Source organism: Kitasatospora sp. NPDC051702 (assembly GCF_040681575.1).
In the GTDB taxonomy this organism is placed as follows: domain Bacteria; phylum Actinomycetota; class Actinomycetes; order Streptomycetales; family Streptomycetaceae; genus Kitasatospora.
In genome coordinates this window covers 12,667-33,976 of sequence record NZ_JBFAZB010000036.1, presented here as the reverse complement: position 1 = coordinate 33,976, position 21,310 = coordinate 12,667, and the positions used below count along the sequence as shown (strand labels likewise).

The window sequence follows — 21,310 nt, the reverse complement described above, 5'->3', positions numbered from 1 at the left end:
GACAGGGCGCCCGTCAACACCCTTTCCTGCCCGTGGTGTTGACAAGCCGCACGAGGTTGCTGGAGATTTCCCCCAGGCAGCCCCAGGTTTCTGCCAGGTAAATTGTGAACGCTAACAGACGTGTCCGAGGCTCCGGCGCCCACCCACACCCTCGCCGTCCCGCACGCTCCACACTCCTTGCCCCGTCCGCCCGCAACACCCTGACGACGCGTGCGCCCGCACGTCCCCGCTGCACGGTTTCCCGCCCCGACCCCGCACGCGACCTCTCCCGGACATCAGCGCCGGAGTGCCGCCACGCCCCGGAGCCGACGTGACGCACAACCGCGTCGGCTCCGCGGAACGGCAATGAGGTCGAGACGTCGTCCCCGGGGAACGGCGGTGCGCGGCGGTGCGCGGCGGTGCGCGGCGGTGCGCGACGGCCCCGTCCGTCCACCGAGAGAGAGGTCCCCATGCACAGCCGCAATCCCAGTCGCAAGAAGCTGTCCGCCCTGCTCGCCACCGCGGCCGCGGTGGCACTGTCGGCGACGCTCGTCGCCGGCCCGGCCCAGGCGGCCACCACCGGTGCCCTGCGCGGGGTGGGCTCCGGCCGCTGCCTCGACGTGTCGAACGCCAGCCGGGCCGACGGTGCCGGCGTGCAGATCTACGACTGCTGGGGCGGTGCCAACCAGCAGTGGACGTCGATGTCCGCCAACCAGCTCACGGTGTACGGCGACAAGTGCCTGGACGTTCCGAACCACGCCACCACCGTCGGCACCAAGGTGCAGATCTGGTCCTGCAGCGGCGGGGCCAACCAGCAGTGGCGGGTGAACGCCGACGGCACGGTCGTCGGCGTCGAGTCCGGGCTCTGCCTGGACGTCGACGGCGGGGGGACGGCCAACGGCACGGCGGCCCAGCTCTGGACGTGCACCGGCGGCAGCAACCAGAAGTGGACCGGCCTGTCCGGTTCGTCGACGCCGGCGCCGACGGGCGGCTCGTGCGCGCTGCCGTCGACGTACCGGTGGTCGTCCACGAGCGCGCTCGCGCAGCCGGCGAACGGCTGGGGCGCGCTGAAGGACTTCACCGACGTCGTCTACAACGGCAAACACCTCGTCTACGCGTCGAACGTCTCGGGATCCTCCTACGGCTCCATGGCGTTCGCCCCGTTCACCGACTGGCCGGACATGGCCACCGCCCCCCAGACCGCGATGAACCAGAACGCCGTCGCCCCCACCCTCTTCTACTTCGCCCCCAAGAAGACCTGGGTCCTCGCCTACCAGTGGGGCCAGTGGCCCTTCATCTACCGCACCTCCGACGACCCCACCAACCCCAACGGCTGGTCCGCCCCCCAACCACTGTTCACCGGCACCATCCCCGGCGCCGCCCCGATCGACCAGACCCTCATCGCCGACGACCAGAACATGTACCTCTTCTTCGCCGGCGACAACGGCAGCATCTACCGGGCGAGCATGCCCATCGACAACTTCCCCGGCAACTTCGGCTCCTCCTACACCACCGTCATGACCGACACCGTCAAGAACCTCTTCGAAGCACCCCAGGTCTACAAGGTCAAGGACCGGAACCAGTACCTCATGATCGTCGAAGCCCGCGGCACCGACGAACACCGCTACTTCCGCTCCTTCACCACCACCAGCCTCAACGGCACCTGGACCCCCCAAGCCGCCACCGAGAACAACCCCTTCGCCGGCAAAGCCAACAGCGGCGCCACCTGGACCAACGACATCAGCCACGGCGACCTCGTCCGCAACAACCCCGACCAGACCATGACCATCGACCCCTGCAACCTCCAACTCCTCTACCAGGGCAAAGCCCCCAACGCCACCGGCCCCTACGACCAACTCCCCTGGCGCCCCGCCCTCCTCACCCTCCAACACTGACCCACCCCACCAGCCACACGACGCCCACACCACCACCAGGACACCCGCGCGCAAGCGCGGGTGCCCCGGCGACCGCACTCCGACCGTCAGGGCGACCCGTCGGGGGCGGACTCCCGCACGACCAGGCGGGTCGGCAGGATCAGCGGGCTCGGGTCCCGCCCCTCGAGGGCGCCGACCAGCATCCGGGCCATCTCCTGCCCCAGCGCCCGCACCGGCTGGTGGATGGTGGTCAGGGGCGGACTGGAGTGCCGGGCACTCGCCAGATCGTTGAACCCGATCACGGCGACGTCCTCCGGCACCTTCAGCCCGTGCCGCCTCAGCGTCCGCAAGGCGCCGATCGCGGTGGCGTCGGAGGCGGCGAACACCGCGTCCGGCTCGCGGTGTTCGCGGAGCAGCCGCTCCATCGCCTCCGCGCCGCCGTCCTCGGTGAAGTGACCGGGCTCGACCCCGAGCAGCGGCACGCCGGCCAGCGCCAGCCCCTCGGCGAAGCCCTGCTCGCGCGCGACGGCGGCCCGGGCGTCCGGCTGACCGGTGATCGCGACGGGCCGCCGGCGGCCGGTCCGCACGAAGTGCTCGGCGGCCAGTCGGCCGCCGCCCCGGTTGTCGGCGTCCACGTACCACCGTGGCTCGCCGACCAGCGGGAGGCCGCCGAAGACCACCGGCAGGTCGGCCTGCGCGCCCAGCCGGGCAAGCGGGTCGTCGCCGCGCAGCGCCATCAGCATCACTCCGTCGGCCCGGCGGGAGCGCACCATCCGTTCGAACCGCTCCCGGCCGCGCGGGGTGTTGGCCAGCAGGAGGATCAGTTCGAGGTCCGTCGACTCGAGCACTTCGCTGACACCGACGACGACCTCGGCGAAGAACGGGTCGGCGAACAGGCCCGGCTCGTCGCTGGAGACCGCGAGCAGCACGGCGCCGACCCGGCGGGTCGCCAGCGCCTGCGCGGTCGGATTCGGCACGAAGCCCAGCTCCCTGACGGCCCGCTGGACCGCCTCGCGCTTGGCGCGGCTGACGTGCGGAGCGTTGTTGATCACCCGGGACGCCGCCGATCGCGAGACGCCCGCTCGTTCGGCGACCTCGTCGAGGGTCGGCATGCGTTTGGGGGGCGGCTGCATGGAAGGGACTGCTCCTCGGGTTCGCGCGGGCGGCGGACGACGCCATGATTCCACGCCCTCCCGCGCCCTCCCGGCCTGCGGCGGAAACGTGGTCCGGGAGCGCTTCCACGTCCTGACGCTTCGGCCTCCGCCCAAGTCGACGTGACGCTCGACCTCTTGACATGCACTCAGCTGGGAGCGATCCTCCCCTCAGCGCGTCCCGCCCCCACCGGCCGAACTGGAAGCGCTTCCACTCTCCGCCCCCACCCGGAGGAAGACCCGTGCGCAGCTCCGTCCGCACCGCAGCCGCCCTGCTGGCGAGTGCCCTCACCGCCGCCCTCGCCGTCGTCAACGCCGGTCCGGCCCATGCCGCCGACCCCACCGGCATGACCAGCGGCTTCTACACCGACCCCGACAACTCCGCACTGCTCTGGGCCGACGCCAACCCGGGCGACGGCCGCGCCGGCGCGATCCGGTCCTCCATCGGCAACACGCCGGCCGCCCGCTGGTTCGGCAACTGGAGCGGAGACATCGGCGCGGCCGCCGGCGCCTACGTCGGCCGCGCCGACGCCGCCGACAAGCTGCCGATCCTGGTCGCCTACAACATTCCCGACCGGGACGTCTGCGCCGGCCAGTCCGGTGGCGGTGCGGGCAGCCGGGGCGCCTACGACAGCTGGATCGCGGCCTTCGCGAGCGGCGTCGGCAGCCGGCCGGCCCTCGTCGTCCTGGAACCCGACGCCCTCGGCCACGAGAGCTGTATGACGTCCGCCCAGGTCGCCGAGCGCAACGCCATGCTGAAGAACGCCATCGCCCAGTTCAAGGCGAAGGCCCCCAACACCTGGGTCTACCTCGACGCCGGGAACCCCGGCTGGATCGCCGCCCCGGCCATGGCACAGCAGCTGGCCGCCGCCGGTGTCAGCGGGGCTCACGGCTTCTCGCTGAACGTCTCCAACTACTTCGCCACCGGCCGGAACACCGCCTACGGCAACGCCGTCAACGCCGCCCTGAGCTCCTTCGGCTACACCAAGCCCTTCGTGGTCGACACCAGCCGCAACGGCAACGGCTCGAACGGCGAGTGGTGCAACCCGGCCGGTCGCCGGATCGGCACCCCCACACAGCGCGGCGGCGGCGCCGAGATGCTGCTCTGGATCAAGATCCCCGGGGAGTCCGACGGCAACTGCGGCGTCGGCGGCGGCTCCTCGGCCGGACAGTTCCTGCCGGAGGTCGGCTACAGGATGATCTACGGCTACTGAAGCTCCCGACCGGCACCGGCCCTGCCCGCGCTCCCGGCGGTCACCCCGCCTCCGGCGACCCGTCGCCGACCGGTCCGGCCGCCTCCCGCGGCGGAGCGGTGCTGCTGCGCTCGACCAGCGTGGTGGCCAGGTCCACCCGCAGGGCGGCGGGCTTGGCCCCCCGTCCGAGGTCGATGACCAGGCGGGCCGCGACCTCGGCCATCTCGGTCAGCGGCTGGCGGACGGTGGTCAGCGGCGGACCGACCCAGCGGGCCAGCGGCAGGTCGTCGAAGCCGACCACGCTGAGGTCCTCCGGGACGCGCAGCCCCAGCTCCCGGGCGGCCTCGTAGAGCCCGAGGGCCTGCAGGTCGTTCCCCGCGAACACCGCCGTGGGCCGGTCCGGCCGCCCCAGCAGTTCGAGCCCGATCCGACGGCCCGCCTCGTGGTGGAAGTCCCCCTCGCGGACCAGCTCCGGGTCGTACACGATGCCCGCCATGTCCAGCGCCGCGCGGTACCCGTCGGCCCGGGCCCGGCTGCACATCATCCTGGCCGGCCCGCCGATGAGGCCGATCCGGCGGTGGCCGAGGTCCAGCAGGTGCCGGGTGGCGGCGAGGCCGCCGTCCCAGTTGGTGGTACCGACGGCGGGCACCTGCCGACCCGGGTCGCCCGCCGGGTCCAGCACCACGAAGGGGATGCCGCGGCCCGTCAGCTGGTCCTGCTGCGCCCGCTCCAGGCCGGACAGCACCAGCAGGACACCGGTCGGCCGGCGGGCCAGCACCCCGTCCACCCAGGACTGACCGGGCGTGGGCCGACCGGCGGACTCGGACAGCACGATGCTCAGGCCCTCCTCGCGCGCCACGTTCTCGACGCCGCGGATCACCTCGGTCGCCCAGGAGCTGTCCAGCTCGTGGAAGACCAGGTCGAGCAGCGGGCTCGTCCGGCTGTCGCCGCCCCGCCGGCGGTAACCGTGCCGGCGCAGCAACTTCTCCACCCGCTCGCGGGTGGCCGGGGCGACGTCGGCCCGGCCGTTCAGGACCTTCGAGACGGTCGGTGCCGAGACGCCCGCCTCCTGCGCGATCTCGGCCAGGGTCGCCACTCTTGTCACCAGGTCCTCCTGCACGCCCCGCCGGGCGAACTCCGCTGCTCTGATCCGGCCGTACGGGACGGATGCTAACCGCTCGGCCCCGCGGGACGAACCCCGCCGGAACCCCCGGCCTGCGCGAACGGCAGCGCCGGCTCTCCCCCGGCCTGCGGACCGGCCGGCACGGCGTTCGCCCGTCGGTGCCGAACCGGCCGCCCCACCGGCCGCCGGGGTGGCCGGTGGGGCGGGGTCCGCGGGGAGGCGGGAACGGGCCGGCAGGTGCTGTCAGCGCGGGTCAGCAGGCCGTCCGGTGGGGGCGTCCGGGGCGGCGGTGCCAGGGGAGGACGGTCCCGGTGAAGCACCAGTCGCCCGTCCTCGGCCAGTGGAAGAAGTCGCAGACGATGACGGACAGCGGCAGGCCGCGCTCCCGGCGCTCCCGTGCCAGCGCCAGGAGTTCGTCCTGGGTGCGGTAGCGGAGCCTCGACTGCCAGAAGCCGGACGCCCACTCCGGGAGCAGGGGCGGACGCCCGGTGACCCGCGTGTAGGTCCAGGATCTGCGCCGTGTCGGCGGCGGTCCACCGGGTGGCCTCGGCGCCCAGGTCGACGAGACCCGTGGCGGGGTCGTTCCACAGCAGTCCGTAGCCCCGGGAGGAGTGGAGGAAGGGGCCGGCCGCCACGGTGCCGGCCTCCACACCGTCACCAGGTCCGGCGACACCGTGACCGGCACGGCCGGCTGACCGTCCCCGTCCACGCCCCGGCCGACGGCGACCTCCGGCGGCCGGGGCTCCCCGCGTTCCGAGGTGCACCATGGTTTCCGCCGCCCCCGCGCGTGCCGTCCGGCGCCGCCCACCACCACGAGTACCAGCCGTACGAACGGCCGACGGAGGACCCCGACCTGATGGCGGCGGCCGGTTCACCGTCATCCGGGTCGGCGTGCGCTACCCCGCCGAGAAGCAGTAGACGGTCGTCGAGCGGAACTCCTCACCCGGGCGCAGGGCGGTGGAGGGGTACTCGGGACGGCTCGGCGAGTCCGGGAAGTGCTGCGTCTCCAGCGCGATGCCGGCGTACGCCGGGTACGGACGGCCGGAGCGGCCCGTCAGCGAGCCGTCGAAGTGGTTGCCGGTGTAGACCTGGAGGCCCGGTTCCGTCGTCAGGCACTCGACGCGCCGGCCGGTCGCCGGGTGGCTGAGCACCGCGGCCCGCCGGAAGCCGCTGCCGGCCAGCACCCAGGTGTGGTCGAAGCCGGCACCGGCCAGGCGGACCTGCCGGTCCCCCTCGGTGACCCGCTCGCCGATCACCGCCGGCTCGCGCAGGTCGAAGGGCGTGCCGGCGACGGACGCGACGGGGCCGAGCGGGATCAGTCCGCCGTCCACCGGTAGGTAACCCGCGGCCTCCACCCGCAAGCGGTGGTCGAGCACCGTACCGCCGCCCTCGCCCGCGAGGTTCAGGTAGGCGTGGTTGGTGAGGTTGACGACCGTCGGGGCGTCCGTGGTCGCCCGGTAGCCGATCCACAGCGCACCGGCCGGGTCGAGCAGGTACGTCACCTCGGCGGTGAGCGCTCCCGGGAACCCCTGGTCCCCGTCGGGGCTGTGCAGGCGCAGCCGCACTCCGGCCCGCCTCCCCTCCCGGACGGCGACGCCCTCCCACAGGCGGGTCGCGAAGCCGTCCGGGCCTCCGTGCAGGGTGTGGCCGGCGGCCTGGGTCGCCAGCCGGTGCGTCGTACCGGCCACCGGCAGGACGCCGCCGGCGATCCGGTTGGCGTAGCGCCCGACCGTCGCACCGAAGTACGCGGCATCGCCGAGGAGGTCGTCGACGCCGTCGCAGGCGAGGACGACATTGGCGAGCCGCCCGTTCCGGTCGGGCGCGTGGAGGGCCTGGAGGCGGGCGCCGAGGTCGAGCACCTCGGCCGTGACGCCCTCCGGGGAGCCGACGGTCCAGCGGGTGACGGGCCGGCCGTCGGGCAGGGCGGCGAAAACGCCCTGGGAGACGGTCAGTTCGCCCTCGGACACGAGTGCGTCACTCGACACGGGATCACTCCGATGCTCACGGGGCTGCGGGGAACGGCGACGCCCGCCGGGCGGGCGTCGCCGGTTGCCGGACCGAGGTCTCACAGCCCCTGGGACAGGCGGTGGTAGGCCTGGTTCCAGCGCAGTTCCTTGGTGAACCGACGGATGTTGGTGTCGTCGTCGATCACCAGCAGTTCGACGCCGAGCATCTCGGCGAGGTCCTCGAGCTCCTCGGTGCCGAGGGCGCCGGAGAGCACGGTGTGGTGCGGCGCGCCGGCCGTCAGCCAGGCCTCGGTGGAGGTGTGCAGGTCCGGGCGGGGCTTCCAGACGGCGCGGGCCACGGGCAGGTTGGGCAGCGGCGCCGGCGGCGCGACGACGTCCACCTCGTTGGCGACCAGCCGGAAGCGGTCACCGAGGTCGGCGAGGCCGACCACCACCGCGGGGCCGGGTTCGGCGTCGAAGACCAGCCGGACGGGGTCCTCGCGCCCACCGATGGAGAGCGGGTGGATCTCGCAGGAGGGGGTGCCGGCCGCGATGCTCGGGCAGACCTCCAGCATGTGGGCGCCGAGGATCAGCTCGCTGCCGAACTCCAGGTGGTAGGTGTAGTCCTCCATGAAGGAGGTGCCGCCGGGCAGGCCGGTGGAGGCCGCCTTGAGGGTGCGCAGCAGGGTGGCGGTCTTCCAGTCGCCCTCGCCGCCGAAGCCGTACCCGTCGGCCATCAGCCGCTGGACGGCGAGGCCGGGCAGTTGGCGCAGCCCGCCGAGGTCCTCGAAGTTGGTGGTGAAGGCCCGGAAGCCGCCCTGCTCCAGGAACCCGCGCAGGCCGAGCTCGATCCGCGCCGCGTAGCGCAGCGACTCGTGGCGCTCACCGCCGGCCCGCAGCTCGGACGCGAGGCGGTAGCCGTCCTCGTACTCCTTGACCAGGGCGGCGACGTCGCCGTCCTCCGCAGCGTCCACGGCGACGACGAGGTCGTTGACGCCGTAGGTGTTGACGGAGACGCCGAAGCGCAGCTGGGCCTCGACCTTGTCGCCCTCGGTGACGGCGACGTCGCGCATGTTGTCGCCGAAGCGGGCGAGCTTGAGGCTGCGCAGGTCGGCGCGGCCGACGGCGGCGCGGGCCCAGGCGGCGATCCGGGCCGCGACGGCCGGGTCGCTGACGTGGCCGGCGACGGTCTTGCGCGGCACGCCGAGGCGGGACTGGATGTAGCCGAACTCGCGGTCGCCGTGGGCGGCCTGGTTCAGGTTCATGAAGTCCATGTCGATGCTCTGCCAGGGCAGTTCGACGTTGGCCTGGGTGTGCAGGTGGAGCAGCGGCTTCTGCAGGGCGTCCAGGCCGGCGATCCACATCTTCGCCGGGGAGAAGGTGTGCATCCAGGCGATCAGGCCGATGCAGTCGTCGGCGGAGTTGGCTTCCAGACAGATCCGCCGGATCGCCGCGGCGTCGGTGAGGACGGGCTTCCAGACGATCTCGACCGGGACACCGGCGTCGCCGTCCAGGGTCTCGGCGATCCGCCGGGACTGCTCGGCGACCTGGCGCAGCGTGTCGTCGCCGTAGAGCCCTTGGCTGCCGGTCAGGAACCAGACCTGGCGGCCCTCCAGTGGCTTCTTCATGGGGTGGCTCCTCATCCGGCCTGGGGCTGGCCGTAGACGTTCTGGTAGCGGAAGTTGAGGCTGTCGATGTCGGCCTGCGCGATCGGCAGGGGCTCGCCGAGCTGGCGGGAGAGGTGAACGGTGCGGGCGACGTCCTCGCACATCACGGCGGCCTTCACGGCGGCCCTGGCGTCCTTGCCGATGGTGAAGACGCCGTGGTTCTGCATCAGCACGGCGGGTGAGCGGTGGCCCTTGAGGGTGTCCACGATGCCCCGGCCGATCGAGTCGTCGCCGATCAGCGCGAACGGGCCGACGGGGATCTCGGCGCCGAACTCGTCGGCCATCGCGGTCAGGACGCAGGGGACCGCCTCGCCGCGGGCCGCCCAGGCGCAGGCGTAGGTGGAGTGGGTGTGGACCACCCCGCCGACCTCGGGCAGGTGGCGGTAGACGTAGGCGTGCGCGGCGGTGTCCGAGGACGGCGCGTGGGCTCCCTCGACGACGTTGCCGTCCAGGTCGCAGACGATCATGTTCTGCGGCGACAGGTCGTCGTAGGAGACGCCGCTGGGCTTGATGACCAGCAGGTCCGCTCCGGGGACGCGGGCGGAGACGTTGCCGGCGGTCCAGACCACCAGGTTGTAGCGGACCAGTTCCTGGTGCAGGTCGCTGACCTGGCGGCGGACGGCGTCGATGGTCGCGGTCGCGTTCACAGGGCCTCGCTCGGTGTGGTGAGGGCGGCGTTGCGGATGTCCCGCAGACGGTGCAGGAGCTTGTCGGCCCCGAGACCGAAGTGGTCGTGCAGGGCGCGGTACTCGGCGAAGAGCCGGTCGTAGGCGTCCGCGTCGGCCGGATCGGGCCGGTACGCGCCCCGCCGCACCCGGCCCATGGCCTCGGCCGCGCTCCGTACGTCCGGGTACGCCCCGGCGGCGACCGCGGCGTGGATCGCGGATCCGAGCGCGGGGCCCTGCTCCGACTCGGCGACCGATACCGGGCGGCGCAGCACGTCGGCGTGGATCTGCATCAGCAGGGTGTTCTTCTTGAGGCCGCCGGTGACGATGAACTCGGTGACGGGGACCCCGCCCTGCTCCAGGGCCTCGACGATGACGCGGGTTCCGAAGGCGGTGGCTTCCAGCAGGGCCCGGTAGATCTCCTCGGGGCGGGTGGCCAGGGTGAGCCCGACGATCACGCCGGACAGGTGGTGGTCCACCAGCGTGGAGCGGTTGCCGTTCATCCAGTCGAGCGCCACCAGTCCGTGCGCGCCGACGGGTTGGGCGGCGGCCTTGCGGGTGAGCAGCCGGTGCAGGTCCTCGCCGCCGGCCTCGGCTTCGGCCAGGTAGTCCGCGGGGACGCCCTGGCGCAGCCACCAGGCGAAGATGTCGCCGACGGCGCTCTGTCCTGCCTCGTAGCCGTAGGAGCCGGCGACGATGCCGCCATCGACCACGCCGCAGATGCCGGGGACGTCGGCGAGCGCCGCGCCGTTGACGACGTGGCAGGTGGACGTGCCCATGATGGCGAGGAGTCGGCCGTTGTCGACGGCGCGGGCGGCCGGTGCCGCGACGTGCGCGTCGACGTTGCCGGCGGCGACCGCGATCCCCTCGGGCAGGCCGGTCCACCGTGCCGCCTGCGCGGTGAGCGAGCCGACCCGGGAGCCGAGCGGGGAGAGCGGGTGCTCCAGGCGGGTGCGGGCGAAGTCGGCGAACCCGGGGTGGAGCGCGGCGAGGTAGTCCTCGCTCGGATAGCTCCCGTCCTGGTGGATGCCCTTGTACCCGGCGGTGCAGGTGTTGCGGCTCTCGGCCCCGGTGAGCTGCCAGACGATCCAGTCGGCGGCCTCGATCCAGCGCTCGGTCGCGGTGTAGACGGCCGGGTCCTCCTCCAGGACCTGGAGGGCCTTGGCGTACTGCCACTCCGCGGAGATCCTCCCGCCGTAGCGGGAGATCCACTTCTCCCCCCGGGCGTGGGCCAGGGAGTTGATGCGGTCCGCCTGGGCCTGGGCGGCGTGGTGCTTCCAGAGCTTGGGCCAGGCGTGCGGGCGGGACGCCCAGTCGGCCGTCTCGGCCAGCGGGGTGCCGTCGCGGAGCACGGGCAGCACGGTGCAGGCCGTGAAGTCGGTGGCGATCCCGATGACGTGCGCGGGATCGACGCCGGCGGCGGCGAGTGCCGCCGGGACGGCGGTCTGCAGCACCTCGCGCCAGTCACCGGGGTGCTGCAGCGCCCAGTCGGGCGGCAAGGGCTGTCCCGTGCCCGGCAGTTCGCGCTCGATGACGGCGTGCGGGTACTCGTGGACGGCGGTGGCGACCTCCTCGCCGTCGCGCACGCGGACCACCACGGCGCGGCCGGAGAGGGTACCGAAGTCGATCCCGACGACGTATCTCTCCGGGTCGGGGACAGCGGGATTCACGGTCACGTCGTCATCCTTCGTACGGGGGCCGGGCACTGGGGCGACACACCTGTGGTGTCGCCTGTCGCCGGTGGGTCCGCGGCCGGGGCAGGGGGCAGCTCACCGGCGACAGGCTCCGTTCCGCGGCCTCCCCCTCAGGAGGGGCGGAACGATGGACCACCGGCCGGCGCCCAGAAGCGGGAAACGGGGGCGCTCGGCCGGTGGAGTGGGCGGGCGTTTCACTCGTGTTAACGCTCACAGAAATTGTGAGCGTTAACATTCAACGTGTCAAGGGACCTACCCTCGCCCGACGTCCGTCCGCCCGGGCGGTCGACGCGGCGCGCGGCGCCGGCGGTTCAACGGCGGACGACCGGGCCCACGCTGCGGCGCAGCACCAGCTCGGGCTGGATCCGCACGTGGCTCGGCGCGGACCTCGCATCGCCCTCCAGCTCCCCCAGCAGCAGCTCCAGCGCCCGCCTGCCGAGTTCGCCGAAGTCCTGCCGCACGGTGGTCAGCGGCGGGATGAAGTAGGCGGCCTCCGGGATGTCGTCGAAGCCGACCACACTGATCTCCTCGGGCACCGCCCGGCCGCCCTCGTTCAGGGCCCGCAGCAGACCGAGGGCCATGTGGTCGTTGGCGCAGAAGACGGCCGTGACGTCGGGCAGTCCCGCGATCCGCAACCCGGCCTGGTAGCCCGAGCGGGCACTCCAGTCACCCCGCTCGACCTCCGGCACGGGGGCCCCGGCCGCCTGCAGCGTGCTGCGCCAGCCCTCCTCGCGGTCCTGGCTCTCCAGCCAGTTGGCCGGCCCGGCCACGTGGTGCACGGTGCGGTGGCCCAGGTCGAGCAGGTGCCCGGTGGCCTGGCCGGCACCGAAGCGGTTTCCCACCGACACCATCGGCACCTGGGTCTGGTTGCCCGAGCCGACCGCGACGACCGGCACCGAGCTGGAGAGCCGGGCCACGGCACTGACCGCGGAGGTCTGCGGCGCGATCACCACGACGCCCTCCACCCCCCGGTCGCGCAGCCGGTCGACCGCCTCCTGGACCGACCGGCCGTCGAGGGAGCGCAGGCTGGTGACGCTCACGAAGTACCCGGCGCTGCGGGCGGCCTGCTCGATGCCGTCCAGCATCGAGGCCGGTCCGTACAGCGTCGATTCGAAGCTGACCACACCGAGGGTCTGCGAGCGGCGGGTGACCAGGGCGCGGGCGGCGGAGTTGGGCCGGTAGTCCAGTTCGCGGATGGCGGCCAGCACGCGCTCCCGGGTGTCCGGCCGCACGTGCGGGGCGCCGTTGAGCACCCGGGACACCGTCTGGTGGGACACACCCGCCAGTTTCGCCACGTCCGCCATCACGGGCTGGCGCTGTTCCGTCCCGGCACTCTCGGTTCCCACGGGCTCTCCCCTCCTCGGCTGCCGCCCACAGTACGCGACCAGGCCCGGGGCGTTCCGTCACCCTCGGTCGAAGGACGCGGCACTCTTCGCGCCGGCCGCCCGGGCCGCCGGCAACCGACCGGCGCGGCAGAGCAGCGCGCACAGGGTCGCCCCCCGGACGGTGGAGGCGGCGGCTCGACGAGCACCGGCCGGACCGCCCGCGGGTGGCTCCGCCGCCCCCGATCCGCCGCCCCCGATCCGCAGCCTGCGACGCGCGCCGCCCGGGAGCCGACGCCAGATCTCGGGGACCCAACGATGCCCCGAACCCTCTTGACTCCAACAGATGTGAGCGTTAACACTCATGTAACGCCAGGCCAGGGCGGCCGCCACCCCGACGCCCCACAGCCCGAGGGACCGCTCCCGGCCGGCCTCGCCCGACCGCTCCCAGCCGCCCAGTCAGAGGACGCGCTGGGCCGGTCGCGGAACACCACTGGAGGAACTGTGCGGAAGATTTCGGCGGGCCTGGTCGCCGCGGGCCTGGTGCTCTCACTGGCGGCCTGCGGCCAGAGCGCCAACGGCGGCGGCGACGGCGCGGCCAAGGGGGACGCCAAGGGCGGTCTGGTCGGCATCGCGATGCCGACCAAGTCGTCGGAACGCTGGATCAACGACGGCACCAACATGGTCAAGGAGTTCCAGGCCAAGGGCTACAAGACCGACCTGCAGTACGGCGACAACGTGGTCGAGAACCAGGTCTCCCAGGTGGAGAACATGATCACCAAGGGCGCCAAGCTGCTGGTGATCGCCGCCATCGACGGCTCCTCCCTCACCAACGTGCTGCAGAAGGCCGCCGACGCCCACATCCCGGTGATCTCCTACGACCGCCTCATCCGCGGCACTGCGAACGTCGACTACTACGCGACCTTCGACAACTACAAGGTCGGCGTCCTCCAGGGCGGCTACATCGCCGACAAGCTCGGCCTCAAGGACGGCAAGGGCCCGTTCAACGTCGAGCTCTTCGCCGGCTCCCCCGACGACAACAACGCCACGTTCTTCTTCAACGGCGCGATGAGCGTCCTCAAGCCGTACATCGACCAGAAGAAGCTGGTCGTGCAGAGCGGCCAGACCGAGTTCAACCAGGTCGCCACGCTGCGCTGGGACGGCGGGCTCGCCCAGTCCCGGATGGACAACCTGCTCAGCAAGTCGTACACCAGCGCCCACGTCGACGCCGTGCTCTCTCCGTACGACGGCATCTCGATCGGCATCATCTCCTCCCTGAAGGGCGTCGGCTACGGCACCGCGAAGTCGCTGCCCGTCGTCACGGGCCAGGACGGCGAGCTGGCCTCGGTGAAGTCGATCATCGCGGGCGAGCAGACCCAGACGGTGTACAAGGACACCCGGCAGCTGGCCAAGGCCGCCGTCCAGATGGGCGACGCGCTGCTCACCGGCGGCAAGCCCGAGGTCAACGACACCAGCCAGTACGACAACGGCGTCAAGACCGTCCCGGCCCAGCTGCTGCAGCCGGTCAGCGTCGACAAGGACAACTACCAGAAGGTCCTGGTCGACAGCGGCCAGTACACCGCGGACCAGCTCAAGTAGTCAGCCGGGCCCTGCCGAACCGGCGGTGCGGCGCCCGGGAGACCGGCCCGCACCGCCCCGAACGATACGGACGCACAACCATGGCCGGACCCGTTCTCGAAATGCGGTCGATCAGCAAGTCGTTCCCCGGCGTGAAGGCGCTCTCCGAGGTCAACCTGAGCGTCGCCGCCGGCGAGGTGCACGCCGTCTGCGGTGAGAACGGCGCCGGCAAGTCCACCCTGATGAAGGTGCTCAGCGGCGTCCACCCGCACGGCGGCTACGAGGGCGAGATCCTCTTCGAGGGCGAGCCCTGCCGGTTCAAGGACATCCGGGCCAGCGAGCAGCGCGGCATCGTCATCATCCACCAGGAACTGGCGCTGGTGCCGTACCTGTCCATCGCCGAGAACGTCTTCCTCGGCAACGAGCACGCCTCCCGGGGCATCATCAGCTGGCAGCGCACGCTCACCCACGCCGCCGAACTGCTCCGTCAGGTCGGCCTCGCCGAGAGCCCGCACACCCGGATCGCCGACCTCGGCGTGGGCAAGCAGCAGCTGGTCGAGATCGCCAAGGCGCTGGCCAAGAAGGTCAAGCTGCTCATCCTTGACGAGCCGACGGCCGCGCTGAACGACGAGGACAGCCGCAAGCTGCTCGACCTGATCGTCGAACTCAAGGCGCAGGGCATCTCCTGCATCATCATCTCGCACAAGCTGAACGAGATCGCCCGGGTCGCGGACTCCGTGACCATCCTGCGCGACGGGCGCACCATCGAGACCATCGCGATCGGCCCCGAGGGCATCTCCGAGGAGCGGATCATCCGCGGCATGGTCGGCCGGGACCTGGAGCACCGCTACCCGGAGCGCACCCCCGACATCGGCGAGGTCGCGTTCGAGGTCGAGGACTGGAGCGTGCGGCACCCGATCGACCAGCAGCGCATGGTGGTGGACGGCGCCTCGCTGAGCGTGCGGCGCGGTGAGATCGTGGGCATCGCCGGCCTGATGGGCGCCGGCCGCACGGAGCTGGCCATGAGCGTCTTCGGCCGCTCGTACGGGCGGTGGGCGGCCGGGCGGGTCCGGCTGCACGGGCGGGAGATCCGCACCCGGACCGTCCCCGAGGCGATCGGGCACGGCATCGCCTACGTCACCGAGGACCGCAAGCAGCTGGGCCTCAACCTCATCGACGACATCAGCCGCAACATCTCGCTGAGCGCGCTCGGCAGGGTCGCCCGCCACGGCCGCGTCGACCGGCACGAGGAGGCCAGGGTCGCCGAGTCCTTCCGCCGCACCATGAACATCAAGGCCCCGACGGTGTTCACCAGGACCGGCACGCTCAGCGGCGGCAACCAGCAGAAGGTCGTCCTCAGCAAGTGGATCTTCGCCGAGCCCGAGGTGCTGATCCTCGACGAGCCCACCCGTGGCATCGACATCGGCGCGAAGGCGGAGATCTACGCCGTCATCGCCGACCTCGCCGCCCAGGGCAAGGCGGTGCTCGTCATCTCGTCCGAACTCCCCGAACTCCTGGGCCTGTGCGACCGGATCTACACCATGGCCGAAGGCCGGATCACCGGCGAGGTCGCCCGAGCCGACGCCACCCAGGAATCCCTCATGCGGCTCATGACCATGAGCGCCGCCTCCAGCAACGAGCAGGTGTAAGGCATGGCCCAGACCGAGATCATCCCGGATTCGTCCCCGAAGGCACCGCAGACCGGTCCGAGCCCCTCCGTCGGCTCCGTCCTGGCCCGCGCGCTGCAGGGCAACGTGCGCCAGTACGGCATGCTGGTCGCGCTCGCGCTGATCGTGCTGCTGTTCCAGATCTGGACGGACGGCATCCTGCTCCAGCCGCTCAACATCACCAACCTGATCCAGCAGAACGGCTACATCCTGATCCTGGCGATCGGGATGATGATCGTCATCATCGCCGGGCACATCGACCTCTCGGTCGGCTCCCTGGCCGCCTTCGTCGGGGCCGCCGCCGCGGTGATGATGGTCAAGCACCAGGTGCCCTGGCCCGTGGCGATGCTGGTCGCCCTGGTGATCGGGGCCCTCGCCGGCGCCTGGCAGGGCTTCTGGATCGCCTACCTGGGGATCCCCTCGTTCATCGTCACCCTGGCGGGCATGCTGCTGTTCCGCGGCGGCACCCAGATCATCCTGCAGGGCCAGTCGGTGGCACCGTTCCCGAAGGGCTTCCAGAGCATCAGCAGCGGCTTCCTGCCCGAGGTCGGCCCGCACACCGACTACCACAACCTCACCCTGCTGCTGGGCCTCGCGGTGCTGGCCGTCGCGATCCTCCAGGAGGTGCGCGGGCGGCGGCAGACCACCTCGTTCGGGCTGGAGCCGCTCCCGCTCGGACTGTTCCTGGCGAAGCTCGGCGTGATCACCGCGGCCGTGGCCGCCTTCACCCTGCTGCTGGCCAGCTACCACGGCGTGCCGATCGTGCTGCTGATCCTCGGCGCGCTGCTGGTCGGCTTCGGCTACCTGATGCGCAACTCGATCATCGGCCGGCACACCTACGCCATCGGCGGCAACGAGGCGGCGGCGAAGCTCTCCGGGGTGAAGAGCAAGCGGGTCGTCTTCCTCGCCTTCACCACCATGGGCGTCCTCGCGGCGCTCGCCGGCCTGGTCTTCGCGGCGCGCCTCAACGCCGGCACTCCGCAGGCCGGCATCAACTTCGAGCTGGAGGCCATCGCCGCCGCGTTCATCGGCGGCGCCTCCGCCAGCGGCGGCGTGGGCACCGTCCTCGGCGCGATCATCGGCGGGCTCGTGCTCGGCGTGCTGAACAACGGCATGTCGCTGGTCGGCGTCGGCACCGACTACCAGCAGGTCATCAAGGGTCTGGTGCTGCTCGCGGCCGTCGGTTTCGACGTCTACAACAAGCGCCGGGCCGGCTCCTGACCGACCGCTCGACGGGGACGGGCCGCGGTGCGCACGCACCGCGGCCCGTCCTGTTCCCCGTGCCGACGCCCGAGGGGGCGCCCTCCGGCGGGCCCCCGCAGAGGGGTTCGGCGGGCCGCCGGCACCGGGGCGGGCACGTCCGGCGCGGGCCCGTGCCGAGATTCCTTCCGGCGGGCGGCAACCTCCCGCGCACCGGCGGCAACCGACAGACGACACCGAGGGCGGAGCACCCCCCGGTCCGTCCCCCTCACACCGCCGACCGCCGCCGCGCCGCCGCCCGACCGGGCCGGGTCGCCCCGGCGGGGCCGAAGCAAGGAGTAGCCCCCCATGAACGAGACGGATCCCACGGCGACCGGTCGCGGCCGGCGTTCCCGCGGGCGCCACCGCCGGCGCTGGACGACGCTGGGCCTGGCACTGGGCGTGCCCGGCGTGCTCGGCCCGTACCTGCTCTTCGTGCAGGCCGACTCCAACGCGGCGTCGGTGGATCCCGACGCGTACTACTCGCTGGTGTCCGTCCGCAGCGACAAGGCCCTGGACGTGCCCGGTGCGGACGCGGCCGACGGTGCCCGGGCCCGGCAGATGAACCGCGCCGCCGGGGCCGCGAGCCAGCAGTGGAGGCTCCGGCTGGTGGGGGACGGCTACTACGAGCTGGAGAACCGCGGCACCCACAAGGTCCTCGGAGTGCACGACGGCTCCTCCCGGCCCGTGGCCGCCGTCGAGCAACAGAGCGACCGCGCCGCCGCCTCCCAGCAGTGGCGGATGCAGGACGTCGGCGACGGCGCGGTGAAGTTCGTCTCCCGTGGCAGCGGCCTGGTGCTGGACGTCTGCGGCGGAGGCGCGGAGGAGGGCGTACCGCTCATCCAGTACGGCGACACCGGCGGCGCCAATCAGCGGTGGAAGCTGGTCAAGGTGTCCGGCGCGGGCGGGTACACCTGGCACAACGCACAGATCGTCGGCGGCGGCTTCGTCACCGGACTGGTCTTCAACCCCGCCCGCAAGGACCTGCTGTACGCCCGGACCGACATCGGCGGCGCGTACCGCTGGGACGCCGCCGCCGGGCGGTGGACCTCGCTGACCGACTGGATCGGCGGCGCCGACTGGAACCTGCTCGGGATCGAGAGCCTGGCCACCGACCCGGTCGACCCGGACCGGCTCTACCTGGCCAGCGGCACCTACACCAACGACTGGGCGGGCAACGGCGCGATCCTCCGCTCCACCGACCAGGGCCGGACGTTCCAACGCACCGACCTGCCCTTCAAACTGGGCGGCAACGAGGACGGCCGGTCCATGGGCGAGCGGCTGGTGGTCGACCCCTCCGACCACCGCACGCTCTACCTGGGCACCCGCAAGAACGGCCTCTGGCGCAGCACCGACTACGGCGTGACCTGGAGCCAGGTCGGCGCCTTCCCCGTCAAGGACGGCGCGAGCAGCGGCGTCGGCCTGTCCTTCGTGACCTTCGGCCCCTCCGGCAGCAGGACGGTCTACGTCGGGGTCGCCGACAGGTCGACCTCCCTGTACCGCTCCACCGACGGCGGCGCCACCTGGCAGGCCGTCCCCGGCCAGCCGGCCGGCCAGCTGCCGCAGCACGGCGTGCTGTCCGGCGACGGCTCGTTCTACCTGACGTACACCGACGCGCCCGGCCCGAACGGGGTGACGGCCGGCTCGGTGTGGAAGTACACGCCGTCCACCGGGGCCTGGAAGAACGTCTCGCCGTCCAGCGGTCGTTACGGCTTCGCCGGCCTCGCGGTCGACCCGCAGCACCCGGCCACGGTGATGGTCACCACCATGGACCGCTGGTGGCCCTCCGACGAGCTGTACCGCTCGACCGACGGCGGTGCCACCTGGAAGGCCCTCGGGGCGACCTCGGAACGCGACAGCTCCGCGGCGCCCTACGTGGGCACCGGCATCGGGCACTGGATGGGCGCGCTCGCCATAGACCCGTACGACTCCGGGCACGTGCTCTACGGCACCGGCTCCGGCATGTGGGGCAGCAGCGACGTGACGGCGGCGGACAGCGGGCGTCCGACGCACTGGACCGTCCCGGCCAGGGGGCTGGAGGAGACCGCGACGCTCGGCCTCGTCAAGCCGCCCGGCCTCCCGCTGATCAGCGCGCTCGGCGACGTCAGCGGATTCCGGCACGACGACCTGACCAAGGTCCCCGCCAAGGCGCTGAGCGGTCCGCTGTTCACCAACACCACGGGCATCGACTTCGCCCAGGGCAAGCCCGGGTTCATGGTGCGGGTCGGCCTCGGCAGCGCGCAGCACGGCGCCTGGTCGGCCGACGGCGGAGTCACCTGGGCTCCCTTCGCGGCCGCTCCGGTGGGCGACGCGGGCGGCGGCTCCACCGCCGTCTCGGCGGACGGCGGCACCGTGGTGTGGACCCCCGCGGGCCGGACGCCGTTCCTCTCGACCGACCGGGGCACGTCCTGGACCGCGGTCTCCGGCCTGCCCGGGGAGGCGGCCGTGGTGGCCGACCGTTCGGTGGCGAACACCTTCTACGCGCTCAACGGCGGCACCCTCTACGCCTCCACCGACGGCGGGCGGCACTTCACCGCCCGGGCCGCCGGACTGGGCGACGGCCCGCTCAAGGCCGTCCCGGGCGTCGCCGGTGACCTGTGGATCGCCGGCGGCGGCAACGGGCTGCGGCACTCCACCGACGGCGGGGCGACGTTCCGCAGGCTCGACGGCGTCGAGCAGGCGGGCGCCGTCGGTTTCGGCAAGGCGGCGCCCGGGGCGGCCTACCAGGCCCTGTACCTGAGCGGGAAGGTCAAGGGCGTCATCGGCCTGTTCCGCTCCACTGACGGCGGCTCGACGTGGGCCCGGATCAACGACGACCAGCACCAGTTCGGCGGGAGCGTCATCAACGTCGTCTCCGGCGACCCCGACGTCTACGGCCGGGTGTACCTCGGCGGCTACGGCCGCGGCGTGGTCTACGGCGACCCGTCCTGACCGGCCCGGTCCGGGGGCCGGCGGGCGGGGTCCGCACCGTCCGCCCGCCCCGGGCCGACCCCGGGACCTCCCCGGGAGAACGCCGTGCGGAAACCCGCGCCGGCGCGGCAACCTTTCCGTCCCCCGGCGCCCACTGGGCAGTGGAACGTCGAGTCGAACTACCGAATGGACGGGAATGAGGGCAACGAAGCACGCCGCCCCGCAGGCGAACCGCAGGCGCGAGCCGGCCATGGGCATTCCGTTGGCGCTGGTGGCGGTCGGGGTGCTGGCCTGCCTGGCCTTCGCGCTCCTGCCGCGCGGCGGGGGCGACGCCGGTGCGGCGGGGCCGGCCGCCGCCTCCGCCGCGGCCACCGAGCCGATCGAGCCTCCCGGCACCGGTGTCCCGGCCGATCCCACGCCCTCGACGGCACCGCCGTCGGCCTCCGAGACGGCGCCCGCCGCCACCCGCACGTCGTCGCCCTCGGCCAGTCCCGCACCGCGGCCGTCGACCCCCTCCGTCTCCGCCGCGACCGTGTCGGCGTCCGCGTCGGCCGGGGCCGCCCCGTCACCCTCGGTCGCGGCCGGTGGTCCCGGCCCCGCACCCGCCACGGCGCCCCTGGCCGGGCGGATCAGGCCCGGCGCGGACTACCAGGGCGTCGCGACCTCCTACGACGCCGCGGACGGCAACGGCGCCTGCTCGTTCGGCCCGTCCGGTGACCTCATGGTCGCGGCGATGAACCACACCGACTACGAGTCGTCCAGAGCGTGCGGTGCCGTCGTGCGCGTGCGCGCCGCCGGCGGGGCGGGCATCACGGTGCGGATCGTCAACGAGTGCCCGTTGCCCTGCGCGCCCGGCCAGCTCGATCTCAGCCACGAGGCCTTCGCCAAGCTGGCCGATCTCTCGGTCGGCCGCCTGCCGGTCACCTGGACGGTGCTGAGCCCGGCCACGGCGCCGGACACCGTGTCCATCCGGTACAAGACCGGGTCCAGCCAGTGGTGGTGCGGGATCCAGGTGATCGGCCACCGCAACCCGGTGGCGACGCTGGAGGTCCGCACCGTGGGCGGCTGGCGGCAGCTGTCCCGCACCGACGACAACTACTTCCTCTCCCCCGACGGCGGCGGGTGCGGCGGGTCGGTCAGGGTCACCGACGTCTACGGGGAACAGCTGACCGTCGACGGGATCGCGGTGAAGCCGGACGTCGTCCAGCCGACCCGGGTCCAGTTCGCCCGGCATTGAACGCGCCGCTCGCCCGCCGACCGCCGCCGCGCCCCCTCCGGGGCGGCCCCCGCTCCGCGCCGGAG

General features: G+C 72.8%; 14 protein-coding genes and 1 pseudogene. 7 read left to right on the top strand and 8 right to left on the bottom strand.

Annotated elements, in window-relative coordinates; translation table 11 throughout:
• Nucleotides 1-449 precede the first annotated feature (449 nt).
• Nucleotides 450-1,874: a non-reducing end alpha-L-arabinofuranosidase family hydrolase gene (locus tag AB0N04_RS26410; RefSeq protein ID WP_360212099.1), complete on the top strand. Its 1,425-nt coding sequence runs from the start codon at nucleotides 450-452 to the stop codon at nucleotides 1,872-1,874.
• A gap of 86 nt (nucleotides 1,875-1,960) precedes the next feature.
• On the opposite strand, the gene AB0N04_RS26405 is transcribed toward AB0N04_RS26410, so the two are convergent.
• On the bottom strand, nucleotides 1,961-2,986 hold the full coding sequence (locus AB0N04_RS26405) for a LacI family DNA-binding transcriptional regulator (RefSeq protein WP_360212097.1): 1,026 nt from the start codon (nucleotides 2,984-2,986) through the stop codon (nucleotides 1,961-1,963).
• A 260-nt stretch (nucleotides 2,987-3,246) separates the two neighbouring features.
• Between AB0N04_RS26405 and AB0N04_RS26400 the strand changes: the two genes are divergently transcribed.
• Nucleotides 3,247-4,218, top strand: a complete 972-nt coding sequence (locus AB0N04_RS26400) for a glycoside hydrolase family 6 protein (protein ID WP_360212095.1) — start codon at nucleotides 3,247-3,249, stop codon at nucleotides 4,216-4,218.
• Between the two features lie 40 nt (nucleotides 4,219-4,258).
• Here the strand turns inward: AB0N04_RS26400 and AB0N04_RS26395 are convergent, their stop codons facing one another.
• The 7 genes and pseudogenes from AB0N04_RS26395 to AB0N04_RS26365 all read right to left on the bottom strand — a co-directional run bounded on the left by AB0N04_RS26395 (nucleotide 4,259) and on the right by AB0N04_RS26365 (nucleotide 12,638).
• Nucleotides 4,259-5,302 (bottom strand): LacI family DNA-binding transcriptional regulator, encoded by a 1,044-nt coding sequence (locus tag AB0N04_RS26395; protein WP_360212093.1) that lies wholly within the window; start codon nucleotides 5,300-5,302, stop codon nucleotides 4,259-4,261.
• Between the two features lie 337 nt (nucleotides 5,303-5,639).
• Nucleotides 5,640-5,943, bottom strand: a pseudogene (locus AB0N04_RS26390) (TIM-barrel domain-containing protein); the annotation flags it as partial.
• 273 nt (nucleotides 5,944-6,216) lie between these two features.
• On the bottom strand, nucleotides 6,217-7,305 hold the full coding sequence (locus AB0N04_RS26385) for an aldose epimerase family protein (protein ID WP_360212091.1): 1,089 nt from the start codon (nucleotides 7,303-7,305) through the stop codon (nucleotides 6,217-6,219).
• Between the two features lie 80 nt (nucleotides 7,306-7,385).
• A complete protein-coding gene (gene araA, locus AB0N04_RS26380) occupies nucleotides 7,386-8,894 on the bottom strand; it encodes an L-arabinose isomerase (RefSeq protein WP_360212089.1) in 1,509 nt (502 codons plus the stop codon).
• Nucleotides 8,895-8,905: 11 nt separating this feature from the next.
• A complete protein-coding gene (locus AB0N04_RS26375; protein WP_360212087.1) occupies nucleotides 8,906-9,580 on the bottom strand; it encodes an L-ribulose-5-phosphate 4-epimerase in 675 nt (224 codons plus the stop codon).
• Nucleotides 9,577-11,274: a ribulokinase gene (locus AB0N04_RS26370; protein WP_360212085.1), complete on the bottom strand. Its 1,698-nt coding sequence runs from the start codon at nucleotides 11,272-11,274 to the stop codon at nucleotides 9,577-9,579. Before AB0N04_RS26370 ends, AB0N04_RS26375 begins: the two co-directional genes overlap by 4 nt.
• Before the next feature lie 329 nt (nucleotides 11,275-11,603).
• Nucleotides 11,604-12,638 carry a LacI family DNA-binding transcriptional regulator gene (locus AB0N04_RS26365; RefSeq protein ID WP_360212083.1) on the bottom strand — a complete coding sequence of 345 codons (1,035 nt, stop codon included), beginning with the start codon at nucleotides 12,636-12,638 and terminating at the stop codon, nucleotides 11,604-11,606.
• 480 nt (nucleotides 12,639-13,118) lie between these two features.
• Here AB0N04_RS26365 and chvE point away from each other — a divergent pair, with 480 nt between their 5' ends.
• From chvE to AB0N04_RS26340, 5 genes are all read left to right on the top strand, one after another.
• Nucleotides 13,119-14,213 carry a multiple monosaccharide ABC transporter substrate-binding protein gene (gene chvE / locus AB0N04_RS26360; protein ID WP_360212081.1) on the top strand — a complete coding sequence of 365 codons (1,095 nt, stop codon included), beginning with the start codon at nucleotides 13,119-13,121 and terminating at the stop codon, nucleotides 14,211-14,213.
• Between the two features lie 80 nt (nucleotides 14,214-14,293).
• A complete protein-coding gene (mmsA, locus tag AB0N04_RS26355) occupies nucleotides 14,294-15,841 on the top strand; it encodes a multiple monosaccharide ABC transporter ATP-binding protein (RefSeq protein ID WP_360212079.1) in 1,548 nt (515 codons plus the stop codon).
• 3 nt (nucleotides 15,842-15,844) lie between these two features.
• Nucleotides 15,845-17,080, top strand: coding sequence for a multiple monosaccharide ABC transporter permease (mmsB, locus tag AB0N04_RS26350; RefSeq protein ID WP_360212077.1), 1,236 nt, complete (start codon nucleotides 15,845-15,847; stop codon nucleotides 17,078-17,080).
• 327 nt (nucleotides 17,081-17,407) lie between these two features.
• Entirely contained in the window at nucleotides 17,408-20,029 is a 2,622-nt protein-coding gene (locus AB0N04_RS26345) for an RICIN domain-containing protein (RefSeq protein ID WP_360212075.1), read from the top strand.
• A gap of 175 nt (nucleotides 20,030-20,204) precedes the next feature.
• Nucleotides 20,205-21,245, top strand: coding sequence for an expansin EXLX1 family cellulose-binding protein (locus tag AB0N04_RS26340; RefSeq protein ID WP_360212073.1), 1,041 nt, complete (start codon nucleotides 20,205-20,207; stop codon nucleotides 21,243-21,245).
• Nucleotides 21,246-21,310 lie beyond the last annotated feature (65 nt).

Bases quoted from the DNA above. Each gene is read 5' to 3' on its own strand.
- AB0N04_RS26410 (WP_360212099.1), top strand. From the start codon at position 450: ATGCACAGCCGCAATCCCAGTCGCAAGAAGCTGTCCGCCCTGCTCGCC.
- AB0N04_RS26405 (WP_360212097.1), bottom strand. From the start codon at position 2,986: ATGCAGCCGCCCCCCAAACGCATGCCGACCCTCGACGAGGTCGCCGAA.
- araA (WP_360212089.1), bottom strand. From the start codon at position 8,894: ATGAAGAAGCCACTGGAGGGCCGCCAGGTCTGGTTCCTGACCGGCAGC.
- mmsA (WP_360212079.1), top strand. From the start codon at position 14,294: ATGGCCGGACCCGTTCTCGAAATGCGGTCGATCAGCAAGTCGTTCCCC.
- mmsB (WP_360212077.1), top strand. From the start codon at position 15,845: ATGGCCCAGACCGAGATCATCCCGGATTCGTCCCCGAAGGCACCGCAG.
- AB0N04_RS26345 (WP_360212075.1), top strand. From the start codon at position 17,408: ATGAACGAGACGGATCCCACGGCGACCGGTCGCGGCCGGCGTTCCCGC.
- AB0N04_RS26340 (WP_360212073.1), top strand. From the start codon at position 20,205: ATGAGGGCAACGAAGCACGCCGCCCCGCAGGCGAACCGCAGGCGCGAG.